Source organism: Kribbella pittospori, from assembly GCF_004331465.1.
GTDB lineage: Bacteria > Actinomycetota > Actinomycetes > Propionibacteriales > Kribbellaceae > Kribbella > Kribbella pittospori.
This window is the reverse complement of record NZ_SJKB01000033.1, coordinates 13,958-27,164: the sequence shown is the minus strand read 5'-3', so window position 1 is coordinate 27,164 and position 13,207 is coordinate 13,958. Positions and strand designations below refer to the sequence as shown.

The following is a 13,207-nucleotide window of genomic DNA, read 5'->3' as shown; positions in this document are numbered from 1 at the left end:
GCACCGGGTTCCCTGCGGACGACAGTCAAACAACAACCCACCATGGCCGCCCGATTCGCGCATGGATCGACCGCCAACGGGTACCAATCGGTCGCCGCGATTCAGGAGGCGAATCACCATGGACCTCGAACTGATCGGCCCAACCGAGAAGTACCCGCGGGCGACTCTGGTGAACCCGCCCGCGAGCGGATACAGCCACCTCGCCGCGGTCATCGAGCTGCCACCTGGACGGGCGCCGTTCACGCGCACCAGCGAGGACAAAGCGCGCTTGCTCAAGCAGCTGAAAGCGATGGCGACCGACCTCGGCGAGCGGCAGGACGTGGACAAGGTCACGGTGTACGACGCAGCGGTCGTATCGCCCCCGACGGGGGTACGCGAGACGGCACGGTGTGCATCACGCGCGGTACGACCTCGTAGTGCTGATTGAGACAACGCTGCCCGAGGTGATCGGGCAGGTTCACGGGTCCGAGGAGTTCCGAGTCCTGCACGATGCCCTGATAGCCGCCTCGACCCACCTGCATGTGATGCCGGCACTCTGTACTAGATCGGTGGGCGACGTGGACAAGTTACGTCCAGCGCCGTTCTTGTTCACTACTACGTCGCCGAGGACACCGACGTCGCGCTGGCTTTGTGGGAGCACATGGCCAGCTGATTCAAGAAGCAGACCGGGCTGGACAACTCGACGCTGCTGCAGCCGCTCGACAAAGTCCGACTATGTATTCGTAAATCACGCGCTGGGACTACGGCGTACCGCGACTGCTGCTGCATCAGCTCACCAAGCCCAGCTTCCGCAGCTACGTCCTGGCCAACCTCCTCGTGAACCGAACCGGAGCGACGCCGCTGCCCTACCACCTCGCGTGACGTCACACCTCAGTACTGAGCATCAGTCGAGCTGGAGGTGATCATGCGCTCACACCGGCACCCATCCGACGAACTGTTCCAGGTCATCGGCTTCATGCGGATGTCGCAGGACGCCGACCACAGCAGGCGGCTCCTCGCCGAGAAGGCGACGTACGACACCCACCAAGCCAACAGGACGTCACCAAAGGAGATCACCGCACCCGATCGAACCACCCGACTGGCCGGCCCGCCGACTAACACTCCGGTCCCTCGAACAGTAACAGTATCGGGCAACGCGACGGCGGGACACGTACGGCGCTATGGCTCACGCTCCCCGGGCTGCGAACCCCGGCCACCGGCCGACAGCACTGTGCGAGCAACCACGGGCCGATGACGACAAACCGGTACCCGACTCCACGACCCTTCAAGCTTCTCGACAGGTCGTTACGACCTTGGCCTGATCGGCCATCGTCGCAGGAGGTGCCGTTTAGTAGCCCCCACCGCCACCACTGCCGCCACCCCCGGCCAGGGCCAGCAGGACAACCACCACAATCACGATCGCCACGACGACGGCGATCCACAGCGCCTTACGTTGCGTCTGAGTAGTCACGTCAGCATTCGCCTCCTCGTACGATGCGCTCGCCGGGTTCTCTCCCATCGCGCAAATCCATGAGATACGAGCACTAGTTCTCATACGCAGTCAGGCAGGATTCGGTTCACCCGCGCAGACATCCATACAAACAAGCTGCCTAAGGCCGATCTCACCGGCCGAAGGGACCCCAGTCCTAATGCCCGTACACGTCCTCGTAGTAGTTGCTCTGCACAACGAGACATTGGCCCATGAGCCACCTGCGCTCGCTCCGGCGAGACGTCCTCCGTAACGCGGCTGATCGCCTCGACCGGTACCAGCTGCATCCTCTCTCCGAGGCCGAAGAAACCGTCCGAGCCGACTTCCAGGAACCGGACTCGCCGCCCCCCTCCTCGTCGATGACCAGCCTCTCGACCTTGCCGACCTCATCCAGCCCCGGATCTGTCAGCCGCACCAACGTATGCGAGGCCTCACCCGGCGTGAGTCGTCCGTGGCCACGATCCCCTTCATCTCCGGTATGCCAGTCACGTCACACTCCCCATCGAACCCATTCCGCACTCAGTGGTGCTGCCGATACCCGCACACCCGTACACCCGTACAACCACATCTATTGCGACCGGCAAGCCGAGAAGCATCGCCGAAGCGTCGCCATGACTGCACGCGCGCCGCAACGTCGACGGCTTCGTCTGTACAGCATCCGGCAGCTAGTGGCTCGAGGTGCACAGCCGTGAACCCTGGACGCATTGGGACACCGGTTGCTGCCTCGACCCTCCAGAAAGAGTTACACACCTCCACCACAGTCGCGGTCAACGCCGGCCCGCACAGTTCGGGACCGGCGGATGAGGCTGGCCGATCAGCGCCCAGCAATAGACCGGTGGCCCTCTCGCCAAATCGGGACCAACACTCAGCTTCCTTGGTTGCCGAGGCACGACAACGCTGGCCTACCGACTCTTGGCCACGATGAAAACTCCAGGCCCGAGCATCAGGGCCTCACCGACCAGCGAGACGACGCCGAGGGGATACATCCACTGCCCGACATGTTCGCTGAATTGCGGCAGCCCGGTCGTGCGACTGAGCACATAGCCGACAATCGCCAGCGCAGCTACAACGACGCTGCCCAACCACACCACCTTCGTGTCTTTGACGACGAGCAAGACTGCCAGCAAGAAACCGGCGATGGAGAGCAGCAGGAATCCGACACCGATGTATGGCGTTTCTCCCAACGCCTGCATCAGTAGCGGGAGATGGGAGATCGCCTCCGCGATCGCACCGCACGCGGCGACCAGGCGCCACAGTGACTCGAGGGGACGGCCTTCCAAAGGCCAGACGAGAAGAACGGACACCGGGGTCCGCTCCGAGGCAGATACAGCCGAGTTGTCCGAATACGTCGACTTCTGCGACATCCGAAATCCACTTCGTTCGTGATCGGGGCTCCCACGACTACGCGCACAGCGCGGAATCGGTTCATCACGGAGCGTCGACATCTCACATTGCAGACATGACAGATGCGTTGCTGTAGCCCAGCACTGCTCCGTCGCCCGAGCGCCAGACTCGGCTTGTCCCGCAAGCAAGGACGACGAGGAGCTCACCTTGCCTGCAGGCAATCGCCGGCCTCACTGACCGCCCGATGAATCTGTGGTTGAACCGTTGCTGGGCGTGTAAGGGGTGGGGGCGAGGCCCAACAACGGCGATCTCAACCTGGTCCGCGCGGTGGGATGTGTCCGTAGTGGTTCGTTGTCCTGTGAATGATGTACGCGTTTGAGGACGGTTCGGTTCAGCGCCATGGCGACGAACCATCGGACGGCGAAGGGCGTATTCGGGCGCGCATCGCCACCCGCTCAAGGCTTGCGCCCAGGTGGGGTTCCACTTCGTGTTTGGGCAGCTAGCGTCCTGCACGGGGGCGCTGTTCGGGTGCCGGATCCGTCGGAGCCGGGACGCGCGTGCCGGCGATGAGGCGGCGTACTGCCTCGGGGTCGCCGTCGATGACAGCGCCGGCAGCTACGAGCTCGGCCAGGTCCTCGCTGCCGAAGGCCGCGAGAAGGGCGTCGGTCGGGGTGACCAGGACGGCGTCTGGCTCTTCGGGCGGCTCATGTGTGACCTCGGCGCCGGCCGAGGTGATGCGGACACCGAATACCCCGGCAGAACCGTGGTCAGCTAGTTCGATCCGCAGTGTGACCTCGGGCCGCTCAGGCGTCGGCACGAAGAACGTGCGGATGCTCAGCATGGCGCTGTCGGCGCTGACGAAGAGCTGTTCCGTGGTAGGCGGGGTGGCCAGCGCCCAGGTGCCCAAGGCAACCACGATCGGCTCGAGGCCGCGACCCCACGCGGTCAGCTCATAGACCCGCACGCCGGCCGGCAGAAGCTGTCGACGGCGTACGACTCCCTCGTCGGTCAACTCGCGGAGCCGATCGGACAGCGCGTTCGGGCTAGCGGTCGGAAGTGCCCCCTGGAGGTCGGTGAACCGTTTCGCCCCGAGCAGCAGCTCACGCACCACGAGGAGCGCCCATCGCTCCCCCACGATGTCGAGCCCGCGGGCGACGCCGCAGGCCTGCCGATAACCCCGCTGGACTGGCATCGAACACCTACCTCTCGTACTTGCTCGATCATAGCATTCACTATTAGCCTCATAGTACCGATGTGAGAGGAACCTTGACATGCTGCTGGCGAACAAGGTGGCCGTGATCTACGGCGGAGGCGGAGCCGTGGGCGGGGCCGTAGCCCGCGCGTTCGCTCGGGAAGGTGCACGACTGTTCCTTGCCGGGCGCACGCTGATGCACCTGGAGGCCGTGGCCGGTGATGTGGCGGGGGCCGGCGGTTCGGTGGACGTGGCCCAGGTCGATGCGCTGGACGCAGATGCCGTCGCTCGACACGCCGCGCGGGTGGTCGAGAAGGCGGGGCGGCTGGACGTGTCGTTCACCCTGGTCGGCTACGGAGACGCTCAGGGCGCACCGTTGCTGGAGATGAACCGAGAACGATTTGTCGAGCCGATCAGCACAGCGATGCAGGCGCACTTCATCACCGCGACGGCCGCCGGGCGGTACATGGCTGCGGCCAGGTCGGGTGTGATCCTGGCTCTCACCGCCCAGGCCGGCCGGATCCCATACGTCAATACTGGAAGCTTCGGCGTGATCAATGCGGCGATCGAAGGGTTGTGTCGTCAGCTGGCCGCCGAGCTCGGCCCGCACGGCGTCCGAGTCGCCTGCCTGCGATCCGGCGGCTCTCCCGACACGCCCGGGGTCGAGGAAGCATGGGCCCGGCACGCTGCGAACGCAGGTGTGCGGAAAGAGGAATGGTGGGCCACGATGGCCGGCAAGACCGCGCTGCGGCGATTGCCGATGCTGGCAGACGTGGCGAACGCGGCTGTCCTTCTTGCGTCCGACCATGCCACCGCGATCACGGCGGAAGTCACCAACGTCACCTGCGGCGAACTGTTCGACTGAATGGGCTGACACGCCGCCAGTACCGGCCGGCGTACCAGGGCGGCGGCGACCAATAGCAGATCAACGTCTCGAACCTCCTGACCCCACCCGGCCGAATGCGAGCAACCATCGTCGGCATGGTGGGCGGGCAGCAAGGTGCCAGCCTAGATCCTCACCGCGCCTGCTGACCGCCTCGAGAAATAAGGGCTGACAAAGTGGAACGCGAGGAGCGTCTCATGCGAGCGAGCCAGAAGGTGCCCGCGACTGCTCACCTGCCATTGACAGTGCTCACTCCATCCATCACTGACCCGGGCTGCCCGCGTGGCAACAAGGTGCAGATCACTCCGCAGGGAGGCCCCATTCCAGCCTCCACAGAGCTACCGGTACCTAAACCCCGCGGACCCGCACCAGCTGCATGCTCTCGCTTGCCGCTGATCCTTACCCCATCGCCGCTTCCTCGTCACCAGGACCAGGTGTCACAGCGCCGCGCTCGCATACGTCGACCGCGATGACGATCTGAACGATCCAGAGCGGCGCAAGCCCGTCGTCTGCTTCGAACAGCTCGATGCGCCACTCCCGGCCAGACCGCATTCACTTGGACATTCGGGTGCCGCACGACCAGGCCGCCGCGCGAGTCGAAGGATTGCCGTGACAGCGACAGACTGCTCTGGCCGCACGCAGAGGACTCCTGGCGGTCGAGCTTGGGCTGTTCGTCGCGTACGCCCACTTCGCCTCCGAACTAGCGGGTTCGGGGTTCGAGGCGGTTGTGCGGTTGGAGCGGTCGACTTGAACGAAGGCTGTCCGGGTTGGCAACAGGCCAGCTGATCGAAAGTCTTCTCTGCCCAAGCGTTGAGCACGGTTGGCGGCTCAACGAGCAGGGAGATTGCAGGTGGCGTTCGCGAAGGATCAGTGGACGAAGGCGGTCAAGCAGGCCGATGGGTCTGTGGATCGGGTGCGGAACGAGAAGAGGTGGGGGCGGGGGAAGAGGTGGCTCGGGGTCTGGACCGACCTGCATGGTGAGGAACGGTCGAAAGCTTTCGAGACGAAGGTCCAGGCGACCCGCTACGCCTCGGCGATGGAGACCGACCGGGATCGGGGAGACTATCTCGATCCGGACGCAGGCAAGGTGCGGTTGGACGAGATCTGGCCGCGGTGGCACGACCACGATCTCGCTTCCGTGGGAGCGGCTCGACGGCGAGGTCCAGGACCACGCGCTGATCTTCGTTTGATCTGATGGCAAGCCGCTCCGGCCGCGCCTGTACGACGAGATGGTGTGGAAGCCGGCGCTCGCAGCGGCCGGGATCATCCCACCCCCACTAAAGACAACCGCGGTCGTCGGCGCTTCAAGACCGACCGTACGACCGGTCTGCACGCACTGCGCCACTACTTCGCGAGCATCACCCTCGCGGACGGGGTCAACATCAAGGAACTGTCTAAGTATCTGGGCCATCACGACCCCGGGTTCACACTGCAGATGTACACGCACATGCTGCCGTCGTCCTACGACCGAGCCTGGCAGGCAGTCGACCGGCGACTCGAGCGACTTGCTCTGCGGCTGACGGAGCAGTCACGGAGCAGGGCCGATCAGAGCCCGGATATCGAGAACATCGACAGAGGTCCCGATCTGCTCTGAGTGGCCAATCCCAGCACGCAGGAAGCTCTTGTCTACAAGGCTATTTGAGTTCGGCCGAGCTCTTCCCCAAGAGTCTCCGCGCGACGATGAGTTGCTGGATTTGTTGGGTGCCTTCGAAGATGTCGAGGATTTTCGAGTCTCGGGCCCATTTTTCGAGGAGTTCGTGTTCTGAGTAGCCGAGGGTGCTGGTGAGTTCTATGCAGCGCAGGGTGATGTCGTTGGCGCTGCGGCCGGCTTTGGCTTTGGCCATGGAGGCCTGGAGGGAGTTGGGTTGGCCGTTGTCGGCCATCCAGGCGGCTTGCAGGGTGAGGAGGTAGGCGGCTTCCCAGTCGGATTCGAGTTGGAGGTACGTCGCCGCGGCCGCGGGCTGGAGGTGGACGGAGCGGTCGTAGTCGACCTCGACCCCAGCGTCCGCCAGCAGTTCACGCGTGAGTTCGAGCGACGCCCGGGCGCACCCGACGGCCATGGACGCGACCAACGGACGCGTGTTGTCGAAGGTCTGCATAACGCCCGCAAAGCCTTTGTCGGCGTCGATCTCGGGTGAGCCGAGCAGGTTGGCGGCGGGCACACGGCAGTTGTCGAAGCGGAGGGTGGCGGTGTCGGAGGCGCGGATGCCGAGCTTGTGGTCGAGCCGTTCGACCGTCATACCTGGCGTGTCCTTCGGTACGACGAACGACTTGATCGCGGCCCGGCCCAGCGACTTGTCCAGCGTCGCCCACACCACCACCGCGTCACAGCGACCGCCAGCGGTGACGAAGATCTTCTCGCCGTCGATGATGTAGTCGTCACCGTCACGGCGCGCCGTCGTCTGGATGTTCGCCGAGTCCGACCCACACCCCGGTTCGGTGATCGCCATCCCGGCCCACACGCCGTCGAACCGCCGCAACTGCTCGTCTGAGGCAACCGATGCGATCGCTGAGTTCCCGAGCCCCTGCCGCGGCATCGACAGCAGCAGTCCGACATCGCCCCAGCACATCTCCATGATCGACAGCACCGACGACAGGTTCGCCCCGTTCACAACACCTTCACCGGCGGCAGTACGTCGTACGCCGGCCGCACCCGCTCCGGAACTGGTGCCCGAGGCACCTAATCCGTCGACCAGCGCCGCGAGCATGTCCAGCTCGACCGGGTACTCGTGCTCGGCCAGGTCGTACCGCCGCGAGTTGGGCCGCAGCATCTCCGCGGCGACCTGGTGCGCCTGGTTCACGAAGGCGCGGAACTTCCGGGGTGTCTCGAGGTTGATCATCAGACCAGTACCGCACCTTCCATCACGCCGATCGCCCGCAGGTCGCGGTACCAGCGCTCGACCGGATGCTCCTTCACGTACCCGTGCCCGCCGAGCAACTGCACCCCGTCCGTCCCGATCTGCATGCCCTTGTCAGTGCACAACCGCCGCGCCAGCGCGACCTCCCGGGCGAACGGAAGCCCTTGTTCCGCACGCGATCCGGCCCGATACGTGACGAGCCGCATGCCCTCCAGCTCGATCCCGATGTTCGCGACCATGAACGCCACCGACTGCCGATGGCTGATCGGCTCACCGAACGCGGTCCGCTCGTTCACGTACGGCGTGACGTAGTCCAGCACCGCCTTCGCCGTACCCACGGACAACGCACACCACCCCAGCCGCGACAACCGCACGCACTCGGCGTAGTCGTCGAGCGTGCCCAGCTGCACCGCCGGCACATCCTCGAGGATCACCCGGCTGAGCGACGCCGCCCGCAACCCCATCGACGGCTCGGCCTCGATCGTCACGCCAGGATGATCGGACTCGACCAGGAAGAGCCCCGGCCCCTGGCCCTCCAACTGAGCGGCGATCACGAACAACTCAGCCTCCGCACCACGCGGCACCAGAGACTTCACGCCGTTCAACCGCTCGCCAACAGCCGTGGTCCGCAAGTCGAACGGATCGAACAACGCCCGTGGCTCCAAGATCGCCAACGCCGCCGCCGGGACCGACGGCCCGGTGAACGCAGGAAGGTACGTCGCCTGCTGCGTCTCGTCACCCCACAGCGAGATCGCCGTACTCACCGCCGCCGGCGCGAGGCACGCGACCGCCTGCCCCATGTCTCCGTGCGCCATCGCCTCGGCAACCAGTACGCCGGTCATTGCGGACCGCTCGGTGACGATGCCACCGAGCTCCTCCGGCACCTCGATCAGACTCAGCCCGAGCTCGGCCGATGACGACAGCACCTTCGGATCCGTCGTACACGCGGTGTCCGCCGCTGAAGCCGCCGGGCGCAGCACCTCGGCGGCGAACTCCTTCACGACCTCGACCACCATCTGCTGGTCCTCGGTCGGCGTCAGGTCGAACCGCCCGGTCCCCCGCGCCGCCGGCAACCGGGACGGCTTGCCGAGCTTCGACGCCGCTGAGAAACTCCGCGACAGCGCTCCGGCCGTCCGGAACCCGGTCTTGGTCGCCTCGAACACCACCCGCTCGGTCTGCTTCCGCAGCCCGAACCGATCGATCGTCCGCCAGCGAGCGAGCCGGTTCAGCAGCGCAACCCCGACACCGATGGCGTCCCGGCGCGCGCGTGTCCGCTCCTCAAGGCTCATACCGCCACTGTAAACCGAAGTTACAACCCGGGTCACGTGACCGCAGTCACACGGAGATCGCCGCCGCCTTCGCCTGGAGGTACCGCTGCTCCGGCAGGCTGGTCGTACGCCGGGCCGCGGCCAGGTAATGCTCGTGCGCCTTGGCCGGCTCCCCCGCCCGCTCGTACAGATGCGCCCGTACGGCGTCCAGGCGGTGGGTCTCGGTGATGTTCTTGTTGCCGTCGAGCGTGGTGAGCAGGTCGAGACCGGCCTGCGGACCCTCCACCTGCGCGAGCGCGACCGCGCGGTTGAGCGTGACCATCGGGTTCGGCGTGAGCCGCTCCAGCAGTACATACAGCGAGAGAATCTGGTTCCAGTCGGTCTTGTCGGCGCTCGGCGCCTCGGAATGCACCGCGGCGATCGCGGCCTGCACCTGATACGGACCGACCGCGCTCTCGGCCAGTGTGGCCAGGATCAGCGTGGTTCCTTCCTCGATCTGCTCGCGATCCCAGAGCGTGCGGTCCTGCTCGTCGATCGGGATCAGGCCGCCATCGGCGGTCGTCCGCGCCGTACGGCGGGAGTCCGTCAGCAGCATCAACGCCAGCAGGCCCGCAGCCTCACCGTCGTCGGGCAAGGCCGAACGCAGCATCCGGGTCAGCCGGATCGCCTCGGAGGTCAGGTCGAGCCGCTGCAGTTCCTCGCCGGAACTGGCGGTGTAACCCTCGTTGAAAATCAGGTACAGCACCTGCAGGACGACCCGCAGCCGGTCCGCGCGCTCCTCCTCCGGCGGCATCTCGAACCTGCTGCCGGCCGCCTTGATGCTCTTCTTCGCCCGGCTGATCCGCGGGGCCATCGTTGCCTCGGGCACCATGAACGCCCGGGCGATCTCGCCCGTGGTCAGACCGCCGACCGCACGCAGCGTGAGCGCGACCTGCGACGCCGGCGTGACGGCCGGATGGCAGCACAGGAACAGCAGCGTCAACGTGTCGTCCTCGTCCGGCGCCGAGTCGACATCGGCGCCGGGGGCAACCAACTCTTCCGGCCCGGCCATCGACGCGACGCTGTCCTCACGGCGTCGGCGCGCAGCCTCGCTGCGGAACTGGTCGGTCAGCCGCCGAGTCGCGACCGTGATCAGCCAGCCGCGCGGGTTCGCCGGTACGCCGTCCGCCGGCCATTGCGTCGCGGCCGCGAGCAACGCCTCCTGGACGGCGTCCTCACACAGATCGAACTGCCCGTGCCGCCGGGCCAGAAAACCCAGCACCTGCGGCGCGAGCTCACGCAGCAACCCCTCCACTTGTGCCATCCGCACCTCCCTCCCAGCACCCTACGCGTCAGGAGTACGACCACCCGGACCATCGGTCGACCCGGATCCCGATCACCGGTCCACGCGGCGGATCCGCCTCGTACTGCGGATACTTCGCCGCCAGCAACTCCAGCGCGGCAGACCGAGCCTCCACCACCCGCGCGACGCCGTCGACGCGCACCCACCACAGATGCGTCCAGTCCTCGTCGTACTGGTCGACCAGGACCGCCACGCGGTCGTTCTCCGCGATGTTCCGCAACCGCTTCAGATCGGTCGTCGTCTTCGGCTTCTGATCGATCCCGATGAACAACTCGTCCCCGCGCACCGCATAGGTCACCGGTACGACGTGCGGCCGCTGGTCACCGCCGGTCGTCGCCAACCGCCCCACCCGCGCCGCCGCCACACGGGCTCTGCAGGTGGATTCGTCGAGTCTCACGTCAACGCTGGAGGTGGCGGAGGGTTGCGGTCGGGAGGGTGCGGGTGAGCGGCCCGATGATCGAGGCGTCGCGGAGGGCGGTGCGCGCGGCGAGGTGGCCGCAGGCTCCGTGGACGCCGCCACCGGGGTGGATGGCGGAGCTGCCCAGGTAGAGACCGGCGACGAACGTGCGCGGACTGCCCAGACCGATGGTCGGGCGGAACACGAGTTGCTGGTGGAGCTGCATGGTGCCGCCGCCGACAGCGCCGAGGCCGAGGGCCGCGTTGCCGGACTCGAGGGCACTCGGCCGTTGCAGATCGCGCGAGATGATCAGCTCACCGAACCCCGGTGCGAAGCGTTCGATCGCGCGTTCCATCCGGCCGGCCAGCTTGCCGGCGGACTCGTCGTCCGCGATCCCGCGCGGCAGGTGCGAGTACGCCCAGACCGCCTCGGTCCCGTCCGGCGACCGGGACGGATCCGACTTCGTGGACTGCCCGATCAGCAGGAACGGCTGCGACGGCACCCGGCCGGTGTCGAGGTCCGCGGACAGGTGCACGAGCTCGTCCGCCATACCTCCGAGATGGACCACCCCGGCGGACCGTGCCTCGGCCGACCTCCACGGGATCGGCCCGCTCAGCCGGAAGTTCAGCTTCACCGTCGGGTAATCCCACTCGAACCGCTCGTCCAGATCCCGCCGGAGCCCCGCCGGAATCGTTGCACCAGGCAACAAGTTGTTGTAGAGCACCGGGGCAGACGTGTCCGCGATCACCGCCCGGCTCACCGCGACGGTCTCCCCGGACGCGGTCCGTACGCCGGTCACTCGGCCGGATGACACGTCGATCGCGGAGACCGGCGTACCCGAGATGAGCAAAGCGCCCGCGCGCTCGGCACGGCGCACCAGAGCACCCGAGAATGCGCTCGATCCGCCAGTGGCCACCGGATAGCCGACGTCCTGCGCCAACATCGCGAGCAGCCAGCCCATCGTGCCGCTGACGCTGCCGGACAGCGGCGAATCGGCGTGCAGCGCGTTGCCCGCCAGCAACGCCGCTCCGCGCGGGCCGGCGAACAGTTCCTTGCCCATCCGGTGCATCGGCATCGCCATGAACCGCGCGAACCGCAGCAACTCCCCCGCCGACCCGAGCTTGCGCGCCAGCTTGATGCCAGGCACGACCGGAGGCCACGAGGTGAGCAGTGACTTCAGCAGCGGCTCGCGGATCGCGACGTACTGCTGGTAGAGCCGAAGCCAGGCTTCGCCGTCGCCCGGGTGGTCGGAGCCGATCGACTTCGCGGTGTCCTCGGGATCGGGGTGGATCGCGACCGAGGTGCCTTCCTCGGCATCGAGCAGATGCACCAGCGGAAGCGGCGCGTGCGCCCACTTCAGGCCGAACTTCTCCAACTCCAGTGCGCGCATGACCGGTGACGCCACGCCCAACGGATAGTTCGAACTGAAACGATCACTGATCCAACCGTCGTCCTCGGTCGACCGGACCGCACCCCCGAAGGTTTCGGCGGCCTCCAGCACCAGGACGTCCCAGCCCGCGTCGGCAAGGGCGATCGCGCTCACCAGGCCGTTCGGCCCCGAGCCGATCACCACGGCATCAACACTGCGCGGCAGCATAGGTCGAGCCTAACTTGACCTGGACTCGATCTCCCGCATCAGGGTGCTGAGCTCGCGGGCGCGCCCCACCATGGCGGGATCGACCATCCGGCCGTCCGGAAGGACGATGACGCCGCCGTCGGAGACCCCAGCCTTGTCGACTGCGGCCAGCAAAGCCTCCGCTTCGGCGAGCTGTACGGCGGTCGGCGTGAAGGACTCGACGATCGTGGCCAACTGCCGCGGATGGATCGCCGTACGTCCGACGAATCCGAGGGCACGGCCCTCCAGACTGGTCTGCCGCAAGCCGTCGAGGTCGTTCACCCGGGGATACACCGACATCATCGGAGCGCCCAGTCCGGCCGCCCGCGACGCCGACACCAGCCGCCCGCGCGCCCACGCCAATCCGGCCGATCCGTCCACACCCAATGCACTCGACAGATCAGCCTCGCCGAGCGCGATCGCCACCACCCGCGGATCCGCGGACGCGATCTCGAACGCGCGCTCCAGACCCAGCGGCGACTCGATCAGCGCGGTGATCCTTGCCGTCGGCACCTGTTCCAGGATCGAGTGGACGTCGCCCGCGCTCTCCACCTTCGGCACCCGGATCCGGATCACCGGCAGGGCGGCCACCGCGGCCAGGTCGTCCTCGATCCACGGCGAACCCGGCGCGTTCACCCTGACCTCCACCGAACCGGCCGCGTTCGCTGCGATCCAGGCGACTGCCCAGCCGCGCGCGTCCACCTTGTCGTCGACCGGGACCGCGTCCTCCAGGTCGAACACGACCAGATCGGGGCCTGCGGCAACAGCCTTCGCGAACCGATCCGGCCGGTTGGCCGGTACGTACAGTGCCGTCAGCACGTCAAGCCCCCTCAGGCATCA

The 13,207-nt window shown here is 66.8% G+C and carries 14 protein-coding genes; 4 read left to right on the top strand and 10 right to left on the bottom strand.

The features are described 5' to 3' along the window. Positions 1–118 precede the first annotated feature (118 nt). On the top strand, positions 119–427 hold the full coding sequence (locus tag E0H73_RS44000) for a hypothetical protein (RefSeq protein ID WP_131367039.1): 309 nt from the start codon (positions 119–121) through the stop codon (positions 425–427). A gap of 900 nt (positions 428–1,327) precedes the next feature. Here the strand turns inward: E0H73_RS44000 and E0H73_RS48195 are convergent. The 3 genes from E0H73_RS48195 to E0H73_RS43990 form a co-directional block, all read right to left on the bottom strand. Further along, positions 1,328–1,450 carry a hypothetical protein gene (locus E0H73_RS48195; protein ID WP_272949203.1) on the bottom strand — a complete coding sequence of 41 codons (123 nt, stop codon included), beginning with the start codon at positions 1,448–1,450 and terminating at the stop codon, positions 1,328–1,330. Between the two features lie 920 nt (positions 1,451–2,370). Further along, positions 2,371–2,832, bottom strand: coding sequence for a hypothetical protein (locus E0H73_RS43995; protein WP_131367037.1), 462 nt, complete (start codon positions 2,830–2,832; stop codon positions 2,371–2,373). Positions 2,833–3,311: 479 nt separating this feature from the next. Further along, positions 3,312–4,004 (bottom strand): winged helix-turn-helix transcriptional regulator, encoded by a 693-nt coding sequence (locus E0H73_RS43990; protein WP_131367035.1) that lies wholly within the window; start codon positions 4,002–4,004, stop codon positions 3,312–3,314. A gap of 79 nt (positions 4,005–4,083) precedes the next feature. Here E0H73_RS43990 and E0H73_RS43985 point away from each other — a divergent pair, with 79 nt between their 5' ends. Continuing rightward, on the top strand, positions 4,084–4,869 hold the full coding sequence (locus E0H73_RS43985; RefSeq protein WP_131367033.1) for an SDR family NAD(P)-dependent oxidoreductase: 786 nt from the start codon (positions 4,084–4,086) through the stop codon (positions 4,867–4,869). A 417-nt stretch (positions 4,870–5,286) separates the two neighbouring features. On the opposite strand, the gene E0H73_RS46370 is transcribed toward E0H73_RS43985, so the two are convergent. Continuing rightward, on the bottom strand, positions 5,287–5,439 hold the full coding sequence (locus E0H73_RS46370) for a hypothetical protein (RefSeq protein WP_165556149.1): 153 nt from the start codon (positions 5,437–5,439) through the stop codon (positions 5,287–5,289). A 298-nt stretch (positions 5,440–5,737) separates the two neighbouring features. Between E0H73_RS46370 and E0H73_RS43980 the strand changes: the two genes are divergently transcribed. Both E0H73_RS43980 and E0H73_RS43975 read left to right on the top strand, forming a co-directional pair. Beyond that, complete coding sequence (locus E0H73_RS43980; protein WP_131367031.1) at positions 5,738–6,082, top strand: hypothetical protein; 345 nt, start codon at positions 5,738–5,740, stop codon at positions 6,080–6,082. 39 nt (positions 6,083–6,121) lie between these two features. Continuing rightward, entirely contained in the window at positions 6,122–6,481 is a 360-nt protein-coding gene (locus E0H73_RS43975) for a tyrosine-type recombinase/integrase (protein WP_238164666.1), read from the top strand. Between the two features lie 40 nt (positions 6,482–6,521). Here the strand turns inward: E0H73_RS43975 and E0H73_RS43970 are convergent, their stop codons facing one another. The 6 genes from E0H73_RS43970 to E0H73_RS43945 are packed head-to-tail and all read right to left on the bottom strand — an operon-like array spanning position 6,522 to position 13,186. After that, complete coding sequence (locus E0H73_RS43970) at positions 6,522–7,727, bottom strand: acyl-CoA dehydrogenase family protein (RefSeq protein WP_131367028.1); 1,206 nt, start codon at positions 7,725–7,727, stop codon at positions 6,522–6,524. Beyond that, positions 7,727–9,034 (bottom strand): acyl-CoA dehydrogenase family protein, encoded by a 1,308-nt coding sequence (locus tag E0H73_RS43965; RefSeq protein ID WP_131367026.1) that lies wholly within the window; start codon positions 9,032–9,034, stop codon positions 7,727–7,729. Before E0H73_RS43965 ends, E0H73_RS43970 begins: the two co-directional genes overlap by 1 nt. 46 nt (positions 9,035–9,080) lie before the next feature. Further along, a complete protein-coding gene (locus E0H73_RS43960; RefSeq protein WP_131367024.1) occupies positions 9,081–10,316 on the bottom strand; it encodes an RNA polymerase sigma factor in 1,236 nt (411 codons plus the stop codon). A 28-nt stretch (positions 10,317–10,344) separates the two neighbouring features. Further along, positions 10,345–10,752, bottom strand: coding sequence for a TIGR03668 family PPOX class F420-dependent oxidoreductase (locus E0H73_RS43955; RefSeq protein WP_131367022.1), 408 nt, complete (start codon positions 10,750–10,752; stop codon positions 10,345–10,347). A 1-nt stretch (position 10,753) separates the two neighbouring features. Continuing rightward, positions 10,754–12,349 (bottom strand): phytoene desaturase family protein, encoded by a 1,596-nt coding sequence (locus E0H73_RS43950; protein ID WP_131367020.1) that lies wholly within the window; start codon positions 12,347–12,349, stop codon positions 10,754–10,756. A gap of 9 nt (positions 12,350–12,358) precedes the next feature. After that, the gene (locus E0H73_RS43945; protein WP_131367018.1) at positions 12,359–13,186 is read right to left on the bottom strand and encodes an HpcH/HpaI aldolase/citrate lyase family protein; all 828 of its coding nucleotides are present in this window, start codon (positions 13,184–13,186) and stop codon (positions 12,359–12,361) included. Between the last annotated feature and the right edge of the window lie 21 nt (positions 13,187–13,207).

Bases quoted from the DNA above. Each gene is read 5' to 3' on its own strand.
- E0H73_RS44000 (WP_131367039.1), top strand. From the start codon at position 119: ATGGACCTCGAACTGATCGGCCCAACCGAGAAGTACCCGCGGGCGACT.
- E0H73_RS43995 (WP_131367037.1), bottom strand. From the start codon at position 2,832: ATGTCGCAGAAGTCGACGTATTCGGACAACTCGGCTGTATCTGCCTCG.
- E0H73_RS43990 (WP_131367035.1), bottom strand. From the start codon at position 4,004: ATGCCAGTCCAGCGGGGTTATCGGCAGGCCTGCGGCGTCGCCCGCGGG.
- E0H73_RS43985 (WP_131367033.1), top strand. From the start codon at position 4,084: ATGCTGCTGGCGAACAAGGTGGCCGTGATCTACGGCGGAGGCGGAGCC.
- E0H73_RS46370 (WP_165556149.1), bottom strand. From the start codon at position 5,439: ATGCGGTCTGGCCGGGAGTGGCGCATCGAGCTGTTCGAAGCAGACGAC.
- E0H73_RS43970 (WP_131367028.1), bottom strand. From the start codon at position 7,727: ATGATCAACCTCGAGACACCCCGGAAGTTCCGCGCCTTCGTGAACCAG.
- E0H73_RS43965 (WP_131367026.1), bottom strand. From the start codon at position 9,034: ATGAGCCTTGAGGAGCGGACACGCGCGCGCCGGGACGCCATCGGTGTC.
- E0H73_RS43960 (WP_131367024.1), bottom strand. From the start codon at position 10,316: ATGGCACAAGTGGAGGGGTTGCTGCGTGAGCTCGCGCCGCAGGTGCTG.
- E0H73_RS43950 (WP_131367020.1), bottom strand. From the start codon at position 12,349: ATGCTGCCGCGCAGTGTTGATGCCGTGGTGATCGGCTCGGGGCCGAAC.